This is a genomic window from Polyangiaceae bacterium, from assembly GCA_020633235.1.
In the GTDB taxonomy this organism is placed as follows: Bacteria; Myxococcota_A; Polyangia; order Polyangiales; family Polyangiaceae; genus JACKEA01.
Genome location: JACKEA010000003.1, coordinates 596261 through 613633, shown reverse-complemented (window position 1 = coordinate 613633; position 17373 = coordinate 596261). Strand labels below are relative to the sequence as shown.

At 68.8% G+C, this 17373-nt stretch carries 14 protein-coding genes; 6 read left to right on the top strand and 8 right to left on the bottom strand.

Going from position 1 to position 17373, the window contains the following annotated elements:
- Window positions 1-10 precede the first annotated feature (10 nt).
- On the top strand, window positions 11-1717 hold the full coding sequence (locus tag H6717_19545) for an ATP-dependent DNA helicase RecQ (protein ID MCB9579232.1): 1707 nt from the start codon (window positions 11-13) through the stop codon (window positions 1715-1717).
- Between the two features lie 139 nt (window positions 1718-1856).
- On the opposite strand, the gene H6717_19540 is transcribed toward H6717_19545, so the two are convergent.
- Complete coding sequence (locus tag H6717_19540; protein MCB9579231.1) at window positions 1857-3221, bottom strand: SGNH/GDSL hydrolase family protein; 1365 nt, start codon at window positions 3219-3221, stop codon at window positions 1857-1859.
- 117 nt (window positions 3222-3338) lie between these two features.
- Entirely contained in the window at window positions 3339-3704 is a 366-nt protein-coding gene (locus H6717_19535; GenBank protein MCB9579230.1) for a hypothetical protein, read from the bottom strand.
- A gap of 74 nt (window positions 3705-3778) precedes the next feature.
- Between H6717_19535 and H6717_19530 the strand changes: the two genes are divergently transcribed.
- Window positions 3779-6136 carry a VCBS repeat-containing protein gene (locus H6717_19530; GenBank protein MCB9579229.1) on the top strand — a complete coding sequence of 786 codons (2358 nt, stop codon included), beginning with the start codon at window positions 3779-3781 and terminating at the stop codon, window positions 6134-6136.
- Between the two features lie 3 nt (window positions 6137-6139).
- On the opposite strand, the gene H6717_19525 is transcribed toward H6717_19530, so the two are convergent.
- Genes H6717_19525 through H6717_19515 form a run of 3 tightly spaced genes read right to left on the bottom strand, consistent with a single transcriptional unit; the run spans window position 6140 to window position 9398 of the window.
- Window positions 6140-7033, bottom strand: coding sequence for a LamG domain-containing protein (locus tag H6717_19525; protein MCB9579228.1), 894 nt, complete (start codon window positions 7031-7033; stop codon window positions 6140-6142).
- Window positions 7033-8007, bottom strand: a complete 975-nt coding sequence (locus H6717_19520) for a hypothetical protein (GenBank protein MCB9579227.1) — start codon at window positions 8005-8007, stop codon at window positions 7033-7035. The genes H6717_19525 and H6717_19520 overlap by 1 nt, the downstream gene beginning before the upstream one ends.
- A gap of 2 nt (window positions 8008-8009) precedes the next feature.
- Window positions 8010-9398: a protein kinase gene (locus H6717_19515; protein ID MCB9579226.1), complete on the bottom strand. Its 1389-nt coding sequence runs from the start codon at window positions 9396-9398 to the stop codon at window positions 8010-8012.
- Window positions 9399-9637: 239 nt separating this feature from the next.
- On the opposite strand from H6717_19515, the gene H6717_19510 reads away from it, so the two are divergent.
- On the top strand, window positions 9638-10081 hold the full coding sequence (locus H6717_19510; GenBank protein ID MCB9579225.1) for an SRPBCC family protein: 444 nt from the start codon (window positions 9638-9640) through the stop codon (window positions 10079-10081).
- A 49-nt stretch (window positions 10082-10130) separates the two neighbouring features.
- On the opposite strand, the gene H6717_19505 is transcribed toward H6717_19510, so the two are convergent.
- Window positions 10131-11030, bottom strand: coding sequence for an acyl-CoA desaturase (locus tag H6717_19505; GenBank protein MCB9579224.1), 900 nt, complete (start codon window positions 11028-11030; stop codon window positions 10131-10133).
- A 129-nt stretch (window positions 11031-11159) separates the two neighbouring features.
- On the opposite strand from H6717_19505, the gene H6717_19500 reads away from it, so the two are divergent.
- The 3 genes from H6717_19500 to H6717_19490 all read left to right on the top strand — a co-directional run bounded on the left by H6717_19500 (window position 11160) and on the right by H6717_19490 (window position 14829).
- Window positions 11160-11831, top strand: a complete 672-nt coding sequence (locus H6717_19500) for a hypothetical protein (GenBank protein MCB9579223.1) — start codon at window positions 11160-11162, stop codon at window positions 11829-11831.
- Window positions 11828-13315, top strand: coding sequence for a hypothetical protein (locus tag H6717_19495; protein ID MCB9579222.1), 1488 nt, complete (start codon window positions 11828-11830; stop codon window positions 13313-13315). The genes H6717_19500 and H6717_19495 overlap by 4 nt, the downstream gene beginning before the upstream one ends.
- 143 nt (window positions 13316-13458) lie before the next feature.
- Window positions 13459-14829: a hypothetical protein gene (locus H6717_19490; protein ID MCB9579221.1), complete on the top strand. Its 1371-nt coding sequence runs from the start codon at window positions 13459-13461 to the stop codon at window positions 14827-14829.
- On the opposite strand, the gene H6717_19485 is transcribed toward H6717_19490, so the two are convergent.
- Both H6717_19485 and H6717_19480 read right to left on the bottom strand, forming a co-directional pair.
- Window positions 14816-16423: a bifunctional metallophosphatase/5'-nucleotidase gene (locus H6717_19485; protein MCB9579220.1), complete on the bottom strand. Its 1608-nt coding sequence runs from the start codon at window positions 16421-16423 to the stop codon at window positions 14816-14818. The two genes, H6717_19490 and H6717_19485, sit on opposite strands and share 14 nt — an antisense overlap.
- A gap of 2 nt (window positions 16424-16425) precedes the next feature.
- Complete coding sequence (locus H6717_19480) at window positions 16426-17271, bottom strand: Hsp33 family molecular chaperone HslO (GenBank protein MCB9579219.1); 846 nt, start codon at window positions 17269-17271, stop codon at window positions 16426-16428.
- Between the last annotated feature and the right edge of the window lie 102 nt (window positions 17272-17373).

Here is a 17373-nt window from a genome sequence, read left to right as displayed (position 1 = left end):
GGTCCCGCCGATGGCGCCCAGCACCCAGGACGAGCTCCGCCGCGCGGTGGAGGACCTGCGAGAGCAGGTCACGGTGCCCGAAGCGCAGGCGGAATGCCGAGAGCGGCTCCACCGCTTGCGGGAGCTGTACAAGCGCAACTCGGGATGGTTTTCGGCCGACACCGTCCGCATGCTCAGAGAAATCGCCCAGCTGCTGAAGACGACGCCTCGCTCCGGCCCGCCCCCGGGGGCTCCCAGCCCGGAGCAGGTCTTGCGCGAGGTGTTCGGGTACGACAGCTTCAGACGCGGCCAGAAGGAGCTGGTGGAGAGCGTGCTCGCCGGACGGGATTCCGTGGGCATCATGCCCACCGGCGCCGGCAAGTCCCTCACCTTCCAGATCCCGGCGCGCGTGTTGGGGGGTGTCACCCTGGTCGTTTCCCCGCTCATCGCCCTGATGAAGGATCAGGTGGACGCTTTGGAAGAGGTGGGGCTGCGCGCCACGTTCCTGAACTCCACCCTGGAGCTGGACGAGCGCAACGACCGCATTCGCCGCATTCGTCGTGGCGAGTTCGAGCTGGTATATGCGGCCCCGGAAGGCCTGGTGGCGTCCGTGGGCCGGGTGCTCGCAGACGTGCGGCTGTCGCTCATCGCGGTGGACGAGGCGCACTGCATCAGCCAGTGGGGGCATGACTTCCGGCCGGCCTATCGCGAGCTTCGCGGCCTCAAGCGCCGCTTCGACGACGTGCCGGTGTTGGCGCTGACGGCCACCGCCACCGAGGCCGTGACCCACGACATCGTGGAGCAGCTGGGGATGAGCCGGCCGGAGATCTTTCGCGGCTCCTTCTATCGACCGAACCTCCACGTTCACGCCTTCCGCAAGGGCGGCGAAGGCTCCGACGGCCGGCGGCTGCCCGCAGTGCGGGAAGCGATCCTCCGGTTGGTGCGCGCGCGGAAAGACCAGAGCGGGATCATCTATTGCCTGTCGCGCAAGACCACGGAGAGCACGGCGGACTTCCTCGCGTCCAAGGGCATCAAGGCGCGGGCCTATCACGCCGGCATGTCGCCGGAGCATCGCACCAAGGTACAAGACGCCTTTCGCAACGACGACGTGGACGTGGTGGTCGCCACCATCGCTTTCGGCATGGGTATCGACAAGTCCAACGTCCGCTTCGTGATCCATCGGGACATGCCGAGGTCCATCGAGGGCTACTATCAGGAGATCGGTCGCGCCGGCCGGGACGGCGTGGCCAGCGATTGCGTGTTGTTCTATTCCTGGGCTGACGTCACCGCCTACGATCGCTTCACCCTCGATGCACCGGAGGACGTCGCGTTCCGGCAGCAGCAGCAGGTCCGGGAGATGTTCCAGTTCGCAGAAGGCTCGGGCTGCCGGCACCAGCGGCTGGTGGCGTACTTCGGTGAGCGGCTCGAGCCCTGCGGGAGCTCCTGCGACGTGTGCACGGCGCAAGATCTGGTCACCGACGCCAAGGCCGCGCTGCCGGCGCCGGTGGCCTCGGGTCCCCTCGATTCGGATCTGTTCACGCGGCTCAAGGCGCTCCGGCGAGAGATCGCGAAGGAGCGTGGCGTCCCCGCCTACCTGGTGTTCAACGACGCGACGTTGCTCGAGATGGTCGCGCGGCGTCCGCAGAGCGAGGCGCAGCTCGCGGCGGTGCCCGGAGTGGGACCGAAGAAGCTCCGCAGCTATGGCCGCGCCTTCTTGAACGTGATCGCCGACGCCTGAGCCAGCGGCCTTGGCGAAGGCCGCGTCGATCACGGCGCGCCTCGACGCGAGAACGTCACGTCGGCCCAGGCGTCGGGGCCGGATGCCGATCTGCAGGAGATCGCGAGCTTGCTGCAGAAGTACTCCGCCGCGCAGTGAATCAGCCGCAGTCCGGATCTCCGGCGGCGCACTCCACCACGACGAACAGGTAGGCGCCGGCCTGCGCCACGCCGCCACTGACGAAGCTGTCCACCACGAAGGAGTACGTGCCCGCCGCCAGCGTGCGCGATATTTGGCGATCGTGGCGGGCGATGCAGCCGCCGCCGCTCGCCGGAGCGCCGGTCAAATGCAGATCGACGTCCACGCCGTCGCGGTCGAAGACCATCGCGCGGAGCGCGGTGGTCTTCGACAGGGTGAGGGAATAGACGACTTCCGGCCCCGACTCGTCTTGGGTCGCGGTGCAGCCGGAGTAGGCGTCGAGGGTGCTTTCGGCGCCCGCGGTGCTGGCGGCATGAGTGAACGGCAGCTGGTCGATCACGATGGGGCTCGCGATGCTGCCGTCCCCTTCGTATCCCGGCGGAGCGACGTCCGGCGCGTTCTCGCCGTCCACCACCACGCGCGAAAGCACGTCCAGCAGCTGCATGCTGGCGAGGTTTCGACGATTGTAATTGTAGTCGAGCCCCGCGCCGGTGAACACGCAGGGCTGGCTCTTGCCGTTCGTCACGTAGGCGTTGCCGTGGATGCCGTCGCTCACGAGCCCCTGGTCCGGAAGGTCCTTGGCGGACAGATAAAGACTCAGGTACGGCAGCTGTCGCGCCTCGGCGATGCCCCGGGTGACGGCGTCGTAGGTCGGCACCCACAGCGCCGCGCTGGCCGAGTCTCCGCGCGGGTTCAGCCCGCTGATGATCGGCACGATGCCCCCGCTCTCGAGCTGATCGAGGAGCTTCGAAAGATTCTCCGCGAAGGGCCACAGGGCGCTCTCGTAGCTGATGCCCTGCTGCATGTCGTTGGTGCCGTAGTTCACGAAGGCGAAGCGCGGATTCAGCGCCGAGATTTCCTGATCCAACGGTGAGGGGCTGCCGGAGATGGCCCAGCTCGCGCTCATCCCGACCTTGGCCGCCAGCGTCTGACGATCGAACGGTGTGGATCCATCGGGTGTTGGTCCGCCGCGGAACCTCACGATGGAGGGCATCAGCGCGCCGTAGGCGTCGAGGTCCAGCGTGTAGCCGGGCTGGGACGGTCCCGCGAAGCAGTACAGGAACGCGGGGTTCACCGTGCCGGAGGCGCCCACCTTGACGAACACGTCGTCGAGGCGCGACGCATCTTTCGCCGCGATCGAGACGAGGGCGTCCGCGACGTGGGGCGTGATGGGCGACAGCGCGCGGTCCGACGGATAGCGCGTCGGGCCGAGATCGACCGGGGCGCGCGGCAGCGCCGCGCTGCCGGCGGCGCCGCCGGTCGCGTCCCCTGCCGCTGCCCGCCGCGCCGCCTGCGCCGCCGGTGGCGCTGGCACCGCCGGCGCCACCGTCCGCGCCGCTACCGCACGCCGTGCACGCCGTCACGACCGCGACGACGATGTTCCGTCGCATCACCGCGCCAGCATAGCGCGTCGTTTCCGCGCCGGCCCGACACCCAAACAAAATCAGAAGCCGGGTTGATCGTCGACCAGCCCCGGGATGCGGCGGCGCCACTCGGAGTCCTGTGCCAGCCCGGGCGCGCGCGGCAAGGTGTGGACGTGGGCGTAGGAGCGCATCGGGGGGACGGGCACTTCGCGATCGAAGGCCCAGGAGCAGGCGCGCCCTTCGCAGCGCTCCACGTACACCACCCGGCGACCGCAACCGAAGACGCCGCCGGTGGTCTCGTCGATGCGCACCAAGGTGAGCGCTTCAGGTGGGCACGCGAGCTCGAACGCCGCGCGAGAGCGAAGCTGACCTGCCGTCGCGGGTGCGCTCGCCGCGCAGCCGGCGGTGACGACCGCCATGGCCCCGAAAAACAGCAGGCGTCGCATGCCAAGAGTGTTCGCTTCTCGATGGCGGCGGTCAAGCTCTAGCCGCGGCCCCACGGCCCGTTCATAGTAGCCCCGTGAAGAACTCCATCTTGGCCATGGGCGCAGCGGCGGTGCTGATCGGGGGCAGCATGACGGCGAGCTGCGGCGGGGACGACGGCGGCGGCAGCACGGTTGGCGGCAGCGGCGGGGGCGGTGGCAGCGACGCCAGCACTGGCGGCACGTCCGGCAGTGGGGCATCCAGCGGCACCGGGGGCGGCATCGTCACCGATGGCGCCACGGACTCGGGCTGTCAGAACGGCCAGGCTTGCGGGGACGGCGGCGTCTGCGCCGGCGGCGTGTGCTGCGACGCCACGCTGGCCTGCGGTGCGACCTGCTGCGCCGGTGGGCAGGTGTGCGCCTTCGGCAAATGTGCGACGCCCACCACCACCTGCGTGGACAGCGAGGACTGCGCCGCCGGCGAGTACTGCGAGCTGAGCCTGGGACAGGAAGTGACCGCGGACGCCGGGGACGCCGGCAGCTGCGTTGGCGGCGCCACGCCCAAGACCGGCAAGTGCCTGCCCAAGCCGCCCACTTGTCCGACGGGCCAGCCTCCGGGGGACCCGCCCACCTGCCTCACCGCCTGCAGCTACAAGCCTCCGGCGACGGCGTTCTCCCCGACGGTCAAGTATTCCTGGGGCGGGCAGACGTCGTCGCCCTACGCCACGGACGTGATGATGACGCCCATCGTGGTGCAGCTGGACGACGACGATTGCGACGGCAAGATCACCGATCGCGACATCCCGGAGATCGTGTTCTCCACGTTTTCGGGCGGGAGCTACGAGACCGGCGGCTCGCTCCACGCCATCAGCGTCGTCAATGGTGGCGTGGTCGACAAATGGTCGCTGGACGGCGTGCTGAATCCCACCAAGCACATCGCTGGCGGCAACATCGACGGCCAGCCGGGCAACGAGGTCGTCGGCTGCGGCCTGGACGGCAAGGCGCACGCCGTCACCGGTGACGGCCAACCGCTGTGGGCCAGCGCCGTGATGCCGTGCTTCATGCCCTCCATTGCGGATCTGGATCAGGACGGCAGCGTGGAGGTGATCGTGGAGGGCGGCATCCTCGACGGCGCCACCGGCGCGCTGAAGCATGGCTTCAGCACGCCGCTCGCCAGCTCCTTCGTGGTGAGCGACGTCGACGGTGACGGCAAGCTCGACGTGGTCACGGGTTCCCAGGGCTTCGACGCTTCCGGTCAGATGTTCGTGGACACCGGCCTCGCCAACACCTCCCAGTTCCCCAACGACTCGGACTGGAAGAGCCCGTGGCCCGCCATCGCGGACTTCGACAACGACGGAAAGCCCGAGATCGTGGTGATGCACAACTTGAATCACGCTCTCAGCATGTGGCGCTACGACGCCACGCAGAGCGCGAAGTTCTCGCTGGTGCGAGCTCCCGTCGACATCAACGGCACGATTCCGCCATCGGCTTGTGCCAGCGGCACTTGGGGCAACACCCACGGCGGCGGGCCGCCCACCATCGCGGACTTCAACGGCGACGGCACTCCGGACGTGGCCCTCGCCGGCGGCGTCGGTTACGTGGTGTTCGACGGCAAGAAGCTCGTCGACCCCGCCGTGGCCGGCGTCGACACCATCCTGTGGCTGAAGCAGACGACGGACTGCTCCAGCGCCTCCACCGGCAGCACCGTGTTCGACTTCAACGGCGACGGTACCGCCGAGGTCGTCTACTCCGACGAGCAGAAGCTCCGCATCTACGACGGGCCGACGGGCAACGTACTGTTCGAGACCTGCAACACCACCGCCACGTTGATCGAGAACCCGGTGGTGGCGGACGTGGACAACGACGGCCACGCCGACGTGGTGGCGGTGTCCAACGCCTATGCTCACGCCTGCGCGGACGACAGCTCCCGGCAGTCCGGCGTCCGTATCTTCGGCGACACGGCGGGCAACTGGGTTCGGACCCGGCGGGTGTGGAACGAGCACGCCTATCACGTGACCAACGTAGGCGAGGACGGCGCCATCCCCAGCGTGGAAGCCGCCAACTACACCAGCACGGGGCTCAACAACTTCCGTCAGAACAAGCAACCCGGGAGCGAGTTCGCCGCTCCGGATGCGATCGTGTCGCTCTCGCCCCAGTGCGCCGGTGCCTACGGGCTGGTCGCCACCGTGACCAACATCGGCGAGGCGGCGCTGCCGGCGGGCGTGGTGGTCGGCTTCTACGAGTATCCGAGCACGCAGCTCGGAACCGGAGCGACGAGCAAGCCGCTCTACTCCCTGGAGTCGGAGAAGGTGTTCTTGCCCCTCGCGAGCGCGCCCACCGGCACGGCGTTCGCGCGGGTGGACGACACCACCACGCCGCACCCGGAGTGGACAGAATGTCGCACGGACAACAACGAGTCCAAGGCGGTGGACGCGAGCTGCTCGGTGCCGCGCTGAGAGTCAGTCGGCCCCGGCGGCGAAGTTCTGCAGCGCCTCGTCCTTGGTGAGGGCGCGGGAGTACACCGCCACCAGGTGCAAGGAACCGAGCCACACGCGATCCTTGGTCATCTCGTTGGCGATGCCAAAGTGGTAGCTGCTGCTCCAGTTGGAGAAATCCCCAGGAATGTGGCTGCTCCCCTGGATCTGTCCGTTCAGGTAGATGGTGGTGTCGCCATTGCTTTCGCGGGTGAACACCACGTGCGTAAGCGTCGTCGTCAGGGTTCCGGGGAGCGTCAGGGTGGGGGGCTCGCCGTTGCCGGTGGTGGACGTGGTGCGCAGACGCATGAAGTACTGGTCGTTGTCCTGCGCCAGCGTGAAGTCTCGAGAGCTGGTGTCCACGGACATGGTCACGATGCGCGCCGGCCCTACCTGTCCCGTCGTGGCGGGCTCGACCCAAGCCTCCAGAGTCATCTCGTTCGACGAAGTGCACGCATCGTAGATCTTGGTTGCAGCGCCCGTGGTGGCGGTGAGTGTGCTGCCCTTGATCTCGAGGTAACCCGGATGCCAAGCGGTGAGAAAACCCGTCTCCACGTGCAGATCCAGCGCAGGGGAAACGCCCGAGACGTCCTTGATGGTGGTGCCGCTGCCCTCGTCGAAGGTGTACAGCGCGACCAGATCCTTCGACACTCGCTCCGGAGGGGCGGAGTCTTCGCTGACCACGTCCATCGGTGCGTCCGCAGTCGCGTCGGCTTCGGGTGCGGCATCGGCTTCGACGGAGACGTCCTCTTCGACGTCCTGGCCGGCGTCCACGGTGAGCGACGCGTCCGGGGGAAACGGCTCGTGATCTTCGAGGCCGAGCACGGTGCTGCAGCCCCCGGCGGCGAGCGCCACCGCCACGCACGCGTGCCAGCGCATCAGAACGTGCCTCCCAGCGCCACGCCGCCGCCCGTGGGCTGGGCGTAGGGCGACACCCACGCGGCCCGTTCCCGTTCCGGCTTCGCCGTCAGGATCAGCACCACGCCGGTCGCGATCGCCGCCAGACCCACACCGAAGCCGACGGTGGAAATCGTGGCGGAGGTGCGGGCGTCGTCGTGCCCCGCGAGGCCTGTGGGATCGCAATACTTCCCGTCGCAATGCGCGTCCGCGTCGGAGGCTTGGCTCTTCGCTCGGAGGCCGAAGTATCCGCCCGCTGCCAGCGCTACCACGCCCACGCCGCCCACCACGTAGCCGGTGGTGCGCTGGCCGCTGCCGTCGGACGGCACGTCGGCGGAAGTGTCCGCGGTGGCAGGCGCGTCCGGGGCCGGTGTCGGCTCCGGCTTCGCCACGGTCTCCAGCGAGGGAACGTGCACTGTCTCGGTGCTGGAGCCCTCCGTCACGCTCACCGTGGTCGACCAGGGCTGGCGCTCCTTGGCGCTCACGGAGATCTCGTGCGTGCCGGGATCGATGGGGAAGGCGGTGCCCAGGCCGGCGGAGCCCAGCACGTGACCGTCGATTTCCACCCGTAGCCCGTCGATGCCCTCGGTCACTTCGATGATGAGCTTGGGCAGGCCCTTCTCCAGCTTCTTGATGCGAGCGCGGGCCAGCTTCTCGCGGCGTTTGTCGCCGGCATTGGCCGCCATGGACGCCGCTTCGTTGTAGGCCGCCCAGGCGCTCGCGGTACGCCCCAGCGCTTGGTAGCACGCCGCCGAGTGCAGCTTGGTGCCCAAGGTCGGGTCCAGGGCGTAGCTGGCTTCGAACTTCTTGCAGGCGGCATCCAGCTCCCCGTCGTGCGCCAGCTTGTTCGCCTCTTGGAACAGCGCTTCGGCGATGGCGCGGTTCTGGGCCGAAGGCTCCGCACGAGCCACGCCGCTGAGCGTCAACACCAGGGCCAGCGCGAGGGTCTTCCGCATGTTCAGAGCCGCCCACCCAAACCCGCGAACGGATCTTTCTTCGTGGGCTTGGCCTTCGAGATCGGTCGGCGCGGCGTCGCGCGGGCCGGCTTGGCGGTGGCAGAAGGGGCTGCGCTGGCGACGGCTTCCGCGGTGGGCTCGGGAGCGTTTGCACTGGCAACCGGCGCCAGCGACGGAACGGGTGCGGCCAGGCTGACGTCCGGTGTGGGCACGGCTGCCACTTCGGAGGTCGGAGCGCGGAGGGCCCGGACGGCCAGCACCCCGCCGGCGAGCAGCACCAGGGCGAGGCCGGCCAGCGCCGCGAGCACCACTGAGCGCTTCTTCCGCGCCGCCTCGGGGCGCACGCTCACCACTCCAGAGCTGTCCCCGGGCGGAATCGAGAGCGCCGCGCGCAGCTGGGAAACGCTGCTCACGTCGCTGCCGCGCTCGATGGACGCGATGCGCTCCGCGCGTTCCTCGAGCACCGCGCCGACGCGGGTTTCCAGCCACTCCGCGATGCGCGCCGGGGACTCCACGCCGTCCACGGCCTCCAGGGCCAGCGCCATCTCCCGCGCGCTCGCATAGCGATCGTCCGGCTTCTTCGCGAGGCCGCGAGCGACGACGTCGTCGTATCCGGACGGCAGCCCCGGTAGCACCTTGCTCGGTGGTGTGACGATACCCGCCAGGATGCGCGCCAGCACCGTGGTCTGGCTGTCGGCGTGGAACAAGCGCTTGCCGGTCAGCGCCTCCCACAGCACCACCGACGCACTGTAGATGTCGGCTTCGCGCTTCACCTCGCCGGATTGGATTTGCTCCGGTGCCATGTAGGCGAGCTTGCCTTTGACGCGACCCTCGCGGGTGGTGTGCACTCGCCCGGCAGCCTTCGCCACGCCGAAGTCGAGAACCCGCGCCAGGCCGTCGGCACCGATCAAGATGTTCTGCGGCGAGACGTCGCGATGTACCAGGCCGAGGCGGGCGCCCTGCTCGTCCTTGGCCTCGTGGGCGGCGTGCAGCCCCATCAGCGCGCCGGACATGATCGCCGCTACCATGCGGTGGGGGATCGTCTCCTTGCGCTCCGCCAGGCTCCGGAGCAGCCGCCACAAGGATTCGCCCTGAACGTACTCCATGATCAGGAAGAGCTCGCCGTCTTCAGCGACCACGTCGAGGGTCTGCACCACGTTGGGATGGCGGATGCGCGCCGCCAAGCGGGCCTCGTCGAGGAACATGGACACGAACTCGGGGTCCCGGGCCAGCTCCGGGTGGAGCCGCTTGATGGCGACGGTTCGGGCAAAACCCACCGGCCCCCGCAGCCGCCCGTAGTGGACGGTAGCCATGCCTCCCGCGGCGAGCGGGTCGTACAGGGCGTAGCGCCCCACGACGCGCACGGGATCGACGGGCGCTTCTGCGGCCATGCTGCATCAATATTACACTGGCGCGATCCTGGGCGCACAATCACCGACGCAGCCGCTGAACATCTGCTTCAACGGTTGCTGGGGAATTGCCCGAAATACGCCCGGCCTGCCGACCAATCCGAATTCTGCGATGGCAGAACAGGGGCTTTCGAGATCGGAGCCTCGTGAGCAGCATCGAGATCAGCCGTGCGAAGGACCCCCCGCGCTCCGACTACCTCGCGCGGCGTCCTCCAAGCCACGTGCTCGTGGCGCAGTGTCGCATCGCGGCGCCGCTTTCGGAGGTGTTCGCCTTCTTCAGTGAAGCGAAGAACCTCGAAGAGTTGACGCCCCCGGACCTGAGCTTCCGCATCCTGACGCCGGAGCCCATCGAAATGCACCCGGGCACCGTCATCGACTACCGCATTCGGCTGGGGCCCATCCCGCTCCGCTGGCGAACGGTGATCGAGCGCTTCGAGCCGGAACGGTTGTTCGTGGACGCGCAACACCGCGGGCCCTACCGAAGCTGGTGGCACGAGCATCACTTTCGCGCCGATGGCGCTCACACCGAGATGGAGGATCGCGTGTACTACGCGGTGCCCTTCGGTCCGCTCGGCCGCGCCGTCAACGGCGTGTTCGTGAAGCGCCAGCTGCGGCACATCTTCGAGTTCCGGGCCCGGGCCATGCGCGAGCTGTTTCCGGGTTGAGCAAGAGCATGTCGGCCCGGCGCGAGCCCCGTCGGGGCCCGCCGGGGCGTCACGCTGCCGGCTGTACCCGTCGCGGTCGCGACGGCCGCACGCGGGCCGGCTCCACCTCGCTCACGCGATTGCCGTCCAGCACGTGTTGCGGCGGCTTGCGCAGCCCGTGCACCAGGCCGAACCAGCTCATGACCTTCAGCACGTAGTAGGAGATGTCGATCTCCCACCAGAAGAAGCCCTGGTTGGCGGTCGACTGATAGTAGTGGTGATTGTTGTGCCAGCCCTCGCCCAAGGTGACGAGGGCGAGCAGCAAGCTGTTTCGGCTGGTGTCCGTGGTGGCGTAGCGCCGGCGCCCGAACAGGTGGGTGAAGGAGTTGATGCTGAAGGTGCCGTGATAGAGCAGCACGGTGGACAGGAAGAAGCCGCCGAACAGCGCGCTGGGTCCACCGATGAGAAGGCACGCGGCGCCCAGCGCGATGGCGGGCAGCAGGTGCCAGCGGTTCAGCCAGCGGAGCTCCGGGTACTTGGCGAAGTCCTTGATCGCCGACATCGGTGTGGCGTCGTACTTCTTGCACAGGATCCAACCCACGTGGCTCCACCAGAAGCCCCGGCGCGGCGAGTGAATGTCCTCCGGCATGTCGGAGTACTTGTGGTGATGACGATGATGCCCCGCCCACCAGAGCACGCCCTTCTGCGCCGCCGTGGAGCCGCCCACCGCCATCAAGAACTGCATCACGCGGCCCATCTTGTAGGCGCGGTGGCCGAAGTAGCGATGGTACGCGGCGGTGATGAAGAACATGCGCACGACGTACAGTGCGATGCACAGCACCACGTCCTGCCAGGTGATCCCGAACAGCAGGATCCCGAGGGGCATCAAGTGCATCAGAAAGAAGGGAATGGAGCCGAGCCAATTCACGCGCTCGTCCGGCGCGCGCTGGTAGAGGACCCGTGTCGTCATGGGGCACAAGGTAGCGAGCGCCATGTCAGGATTTGGACACGATGACGTCACGTTTGCGGCGAATTGCCGGGGAATTCGCGGGGTAACGTGACGTGGCGTCGCCCCCGCCGGGCACACTATGCTCCAGGCGTGCGCGCCGCCTTGCCGCTGACCCTGGTGCTGCTCTTGGCTCGGCCCGCCGGCGCACAGGAGCCCGAGAAGAAGGACGACTCGTGGTTTTCCGGCCTTCGCCGCGAGGAGAAGCCCGCGCCGCCGGAGCCGCCGGACATCGAGGAGCTGTACGCGCGGCGTCCGCCGGAGTCCGCTTCGCCTTGGACGCTCCACCCCCTCGCGGTGGAAGCGCACCTGTCCCTGGGCGGGCCCTATGGCTTCATCGGCGGTGCCTTCGACTTCAGTCCCAGCCCGGGCTTCTCCTCCTCCATCGGTGGAGGGCTGAGCGCCGCCACGCGGGAGCCGCAGCTCGCCACCACGGCGCGCTTCCGGCTGCTGCTCACCGAGAACATCGCCGTCGGCTCCGAAGGCGGACTGTCCGTGGGCTCCTACGACGACGGTATTCGTTGCGAGTCCGGTCGCTGCCCCCCGAGCTGGTACTGGGACCGCGCCGTGTGGGGCAGCCTGGGCCTGATGCTGGAGGCGCGCACGGACGCGGGCTTCGGCTTGCGCTGGGGCTTCGGCGCCAGCGGCATCTTCAACGTGGTGGACGCGAAATGTCGTCGCTGTGACGCAACGGACGAGCCCAACGTGTGGACCATCGTGGTGCCCTACGTCGGCATCGCCGTGGCGCGAGCCTTCAATCCATGATGCGTAGGCTGGCCTTGCTCTGTGCTTGGGCCGTGCTCGCATGGGCCGGCGGCGCACATGCGGACGGACCGCTGGGGGCCAACGCCACACGCATTCGCACCAGCAACTACGCACTGGATCTCACCGCCGGTCCGGTGGTGCTGGGCACCCGCGCCATCGGTCTGGGCGGCGCCTACGTGGCCATCGCCGAGGGCGTGGACGGCAACACGCAAAACCCTGCGGCTCCGGCCGTGCGCTCCGCCTGGTCCGAAGATCACGTGGACTATGACATCGGCGTGGGCGTCGCCTTTCCCGCGACGCTGTCGAGCACCGACTACTTCAACACCGGCCGCGGCCCCACGGACTTGCGTCACAGCGAGCAGACGGAGTTCACGCTCTTGTCGCCCGCGGTGAACGTGCAGATCGGACATTGGGGCGTGGGCATGGCGCTGGACCTGCAGCGCTACGGTCTGCTCCGCCGTCCCGATCCGGAGCAGCCGGGACAAGAGCAGACGGTGCGCGCGCAGATCAGCGTGCTGCGCACCTATCTCGCTCGCGCGGTGGACGACGGCCAGCTGGTGGGCGGTCTCGGCTTCCACGTGACGGCGCTCGACGTGACCACCAGAAACGAGATCATCACCCGCTCCGGCAACGTGTTCACCACTCGCGGCGTGAACCTCGAGGGGGGCATGCTGTGGCGCCCCAACGATCAGCCGTTCCGCTTCGGTTTCGCGATCCGAGCTCCGGTGATCACCGCGGTGGAGCCGAAGGGCGAGGAGTACGCCGGCGGCGACGTCGTGGTCGGCGATCCGAGCTCGCCGGACGCGATCTGGTTGCCCAAGCGGGTCAAGCGACCTTGGAGCGCCGACGTGGGCATTGCCCTGTCCATTGGCTCGCGACCCCTGAATCCGCCGTGGATCGATCCGGTGTTGCGTCAAAAGGAGCTGGACGGCTGGCTCCGGCATCGCGATCGCGACCGGGCCAAGCGCCTGAGGGAAGCGCTGGCGTTGGGACCGGACTACGCCGCCGCGGTGGCCGAGGACAATCGCGTGGAGCACGCCCGGGACCTGGTGCTGGCGGAGCGCGCGAAATCCCAGCTGCACGAGCGCCTCCGCCAGCGTTACTTGGCGATGCCGCGGCCCTACGTGCTGATCTCCGCCGCGCTCCACGCCGACGGCCGTGTCTCCAATGCGGTCGGTGTGGAGTCCCTGCTGCAGCAGGTGGTCGACCGTTCCGGGGAGCTGGTCACCATCTCGCCCCGCCTCGGCGTGGAAACGGAGCCGGTGCTCGACTGGGTCAAGCTCCGCGCCGGCAGCTACCTCGAGCCCACTCGCTTTCGGGGCTCGTCGGATCGCGCCCACGGTACCTTCGGCTTCGATGCTCGGCTGTTCGACTGGAGCGTTTTCGGTCTTGCCGAGGAGCACACGCACTGGCGCGTCGGCGGCGCCATCGACGTTTCCCGGGCGTATCTCGGTTGGGGCGTCAGTGTCGGCGTGTGGCGTTAGCGGGAGTGCTCCGAGCACGGACGTCCGGGGCGCGACGGGGTTCGCGCCGGACCAACAACCCTCGGAAAGCCCTGGTAAATTGGCGTGCCCGAGGGTTTCGGCTGGACAGCAGCGGCACGCATCGTAAAGCTCCCCGCGCCCCGATGGTCAGCTCACCGTGGTACCCCATGCCGGAGGCGGAGCCGGTGCTCGAGCTTCGCCGCCGCATCGATGACGAGGATCGTCTCGCCACCCGCAAGCTGCCCGCGGTGCGGCTGCCCGCTTTCGATCTGGGCTCCCAGCCGGACGAGGTGACGATCCCCCTCCGGCCGGCGATTCGGCGGCCATCGGTTCGGCAGGTGCCGCCGCCCCCCGCGCTGCCGTTGCCCCTCGTGCTGAAGCCTTCGGTGCCGCCGGTGGTGGAGACGCTGCCGCCGCCCAGGAGTCGGGGCAAGCTACCCGCACTGCTCGGAGCGGGGCTCGCGTTGCTTGGCGCGTTGGTGGGGACCACCATCGTCGTGCTCGCGGCGCAGCATTCGGACGTGCCGTCCCTTGGGGCAGGGCTCGGCCAGCTGCGGCTGCCGGCAGCGGCGGCGTCCCCCGCGCTGGTGCAGAGCTGCAAGGCGGCGGGGGCGGCGAAGCGCCTGGCCCCCATCGTGCCGCCGGGCGCCACGATTGACGCGCGCGTCGTGGACGCGGGCCTCGCCGTGGGCATCGCGACCTCGGGCAAGCGCGCCCAGGGGATCACGGTGGATCCCGAGACGCTGGAGCAGAAGAGCCGGGAGCTGTTCGAAGATCCCGTGCACGTCGGTGGCGTGGTGCCGCTGGCGGATGGCACCTTCGCCGTGGATCGCTACTCCGTGCGGGTGGATGCCAGGCCGGAGTTTTCCGTGGGCATGACGCCGGCGGGCTTCTCGCGCATCTTGCCGGACGGCTCGCAGCAAGTGATCTGGCCGGGAGAGAGCACCGAGATCATCACGCGCCCCACGGTGCTGCACGCCCCGGGCGTGGGCTACGTGGTCGGTTTCCGTCGCGGCAGCGGCAGCGTGCGGGTCGGGTGGATCAGCGAGCAGGGCGAAAAGAAGAGCGAGCTTGCCAGCTACGCCTCGGGTGCCGTGCACGCCAGCGAGCCCGCCTTGTCCGTGAGCGCCGACGGGCTGGTGGTGGCCTTCTCCGAAGAGGACGTCGACGGCGATTGGTCGCTGCACGTGGGCAAGAGCGCTCTCGGGGATCTACCCGCGAAGACACCGGTGCTCTCGGGCTCCGGCGCCGCGCGCACGCCGGCGGTGGCACCCCTCGCCGGCGGCCGCACCTTGGTGGCCTGGACGGACGTGGCCGGTCACGATCTGGTGCGGGGTCAGGTGCTGGACGCCGAGCTCTCTCCCGTCGCGCCCTCCATGGCCTGGTTCGATCTCGAGCGTCGCGCGGATTCCCTCGCCCTCGAGAGCAACGGATCCCGAGCCGCGCTCTTGCTCTCGCTGCCGGCCACGCCGGTGCGCAGCGAGCTGTGGGCGCTGCCCGTCACTTGCAAGTGACAGGGCGCGGCGACGCGAGGGACAGTCGCGGGCGTGTGCGCCGCGGATCGCCGGCGCGGATCTCCCCCGCCTTTCGCAGTCGGGCCACGAAGGCGTCGCGCAGCAGCGTGCCCGCGTCCACGTGGGCGCGATCCGTGAGCCCATCGAACAGGCCATCTCCGCCGCTGGCGAGGTAGTCGCTGGTCGCCACCAGCAAGCGCTCGTCGTCGGTGATGGGTCGGCCGCCCACGCGCAGGAGCTGGACCTCGAGGCCGCTGGCTCCGCAGCTGGCGACCACGCGAAGGCCCGCCACGCTCACGATGCCGTGGGATCCGCTGTGCAGGTGACGGCGGATCACCTCGCGCAGCTCGGCGCCGGACATCCGCAGCGTGGCGACGTGATTGTCGAAGGGCATGGCCTCGTACACCGCGCCATACTCGAGCTCCCCGGAAGGCAGATCCGCTCGCAGGCCACCGCCGTTCAAGAGCGCGACGTCGGCTCGCGGCACGCTCTCGAGCAACAGGTCCGCGAACAGATTCCCGAGCTCCGACTCCTGGTCGAAGGAACGGGCGATGGTGCCGAGCACGCGGGTATCGAGCCGTTCCTTCTTCTGCCTTCGCGCGCGATCGATGGCCGGCTGGATCACGCGGGCGATGGCGGCGTCGGGCTCCACCTCCGGTGACAGCTCCGTGGGCGGGTGGATGTTCAGGGTCGGGGCCTCGCGCTCCGGCAGCGTGACGTCCACGCGGGAGAAGGCCTTGCCGTAGGCGAAGGCTTCCACCACCGCGATGCCGTTCACCAGCTGAGCCATGCCCTTGTGGGTGTGCCCCGCTGCGATGACGTCCACGCTGCCTGTGGGCAAGGCGTTGGCTACTGCCATGATTTCGCCGTTGGGATCACAGCTCGAAACATCGCGCGGATGCTGGAGGTCCTTGCACTCGCCACCGGCGTGGGCGAGGGCGACGACGACTTCGGCGCCGGCGTCCCGCAGCTCCTTTGCCTCGCGCCGGAGGGTGTTTACAAGGGGCGCCACGTCCAAGCCTTGGAAGTAAGCCGGCATCACGATCTGCGGCGTCTCGTGGGTGAGCACGCCGGTGAGGCCCACCTGCACGCCCCCCACCTCCACCAGCACGTGGCGCTTCAGGTTCTGCCACTTCGGCTGCTCTCGCGAGGCCTTCTCGATCAGGTTCGCCGAGAGCCAGGGGAACTCGGACTCGGCGATGCGAGCGCTGAGCGCGCCAAAGGGATTGCCGGTGGCGTCGCTGGGACCCACCGGGCCATAGTCGAACTCGTGATTGCCCACGGCGGCGGCGGCGTAGCCCAGGGCGTCGTAGGCGCGCACCACGGTGGCGCCTTCGTCCAGGTTGGACTCCAGCGTGCCCTGGAACGCGTCGCCGGAGTCCACCAGCAGCACCGGGCCTTCGCGCCGAGCGCGCCCGACGTAGCTGGCGAGGCGGGGGAGGGTCTCGACGTGGCCGTGCAGATCGTTGGTGGCGATCAGGGAGAAGCTGCGGAACGCGGGCGCAGTGCCAAGGCTGGCGGGCGGCGCCGGCGCTGGGGGCGGGGCCTCGGCGCAGGCCGCTGCCAGCAGCAGGGGAGCGAGAGCGCTGCGCATGTTCAGCTAGGGTCGAGCAGACCTTGGAGCTGCGCGGGGGCGATGCGGTACTCCTCGCCGCAGTAGTCGCAGGTGATTTCCAGCACCTCACCGTCTTCGATCAGCGAGCGGATCTCGTCCTTGCTGAGCGTCGCCAGCGCGCTCACCAGCCGGAGCTCGTCGCACCAGCAGTCGAAGTCCACGTTGCTCTCTTCCAGTCGCGTGAACTCCATGCCGTACAGCAACTGATCCATCAACCACTCCGGAGTGAATGCGGCGTCGCGGAGCTCGCGGTCGATGCTCTTGAAGTCTTGCAGCCGCTCCGTCATCACCATCAGCGCGCCGCGATCCACCTCCGGCAGCAGTTGCACCATGTAGCCGCCGGCGGACTGCACGCCGCCGGTGTCCATCACCGTGCCTACCGAGATCATGCTGACCACCTGCTCGGAGATCTGCATGTAGGCCATCAGCGCTTCCGATATGCCGCCGCCCTCGGGGACCTCGATGACACCCTGATTGATACGGCCGCCCGGCAAGCTGCGCATCAGCTGCAAGAGGGCGCCGTCTTCCACCCGCAGCGCGCTCTCCGTCTTCAGCTGCACCAAGCCCCGCGTGCTGCCCGACGGGTGTGAGTCTGCCACCAGGCTGCCGCCGCCACCGGCGGCCTTCAAGATGCCCTGGACGCGCAGGTTGGGCGCCATGGTTTCGCGAAACAACACCGAGCCCGTGAGCAGCTCACCGAAGCGCTTCGCCGTCTCGCCGCTCGCGCGCTGAGCTTCCACCGCGCCGCGGACCGTGTTCGTCGTCTTCGCCACCACCACCCGGAACGCGCCGTCGTTGGTGATGGCTCTGAGCACGCTGTCCTTCACCCCGGGATCATAGCGCGGGGTCCGCCCTTCTCGTAACTGTTCGATTTCATTGTTGGTTCGGCGCGGAACCTCGCGACCCCGCACGGATGTTGTAGGCACAGG

Bases quoted from the DNA above. Each gene is read 5' to 3' on its own strand.
- H6717_19545 (MCB9579232.1), top strand. From the start codon at position 11: ATGGCGCCCAGCACCCAGGACGAGCTCCGCCGCGCGGTGGAGGACCTG.
- H6717_19535 (MCB9579230.1), bottom strand. From the start codon at position 3,704: ATGCGACGCCTGCTGTTTTTCGGGGCCATGGCGGTCGTCACCGCCGGC.
- H6717_19525 (MCB9579228.1), bottom strand. From the start codon at position 7,033: ATGCGCTGGCACGCGTGCGTGGCGGTGGCGCTCGCCGCCGGGGGCTGC.
- H6717_19520 (MCB9579227.1), bottom strand. From the start codon at position 8,007: ATGCGGAAGACCCTCGCGCTGGCCCTGGTGTTGACGCTCAGCGGCGTG.
- H6717_19515 (MCB9579226.1), bottom strand. From the start codon at position 9,398: ATGGCCGCAGAAGCGCCCGTCGATCCCGTGCGCGTCGTGGGGCGCTAC.
- H6717_19505 (MCB9579224.1), bottom strand. From the start codon at position 11,030: ATGACGACACGGGTCCTCTACCAGCGCGCGCCGGACGAGCGCGTGAAT.
- H6717_19495 (MCB9579222.1), top strand. From the start codon at position 11,828: ATGATGCGTAGGCTGGCCTTGCTCTGTGCTTGGGCCGTGCTCGCATGG.
- H6717_19490 (MCB9579221.1), top strand. From the start codon at position 13,459: ATGGTCAGCTCACCGTGGTACCCCATGCCGGAGGCGGAGCCGGTGCTC.
- H6717_19485 (MCB9579220.1), bottom strand. From the start codon at position 16,423: ATGCGCAGCGCTCTCGCTCCCCTGCTGCTGGCAGCGGCCTGCGCCGAG.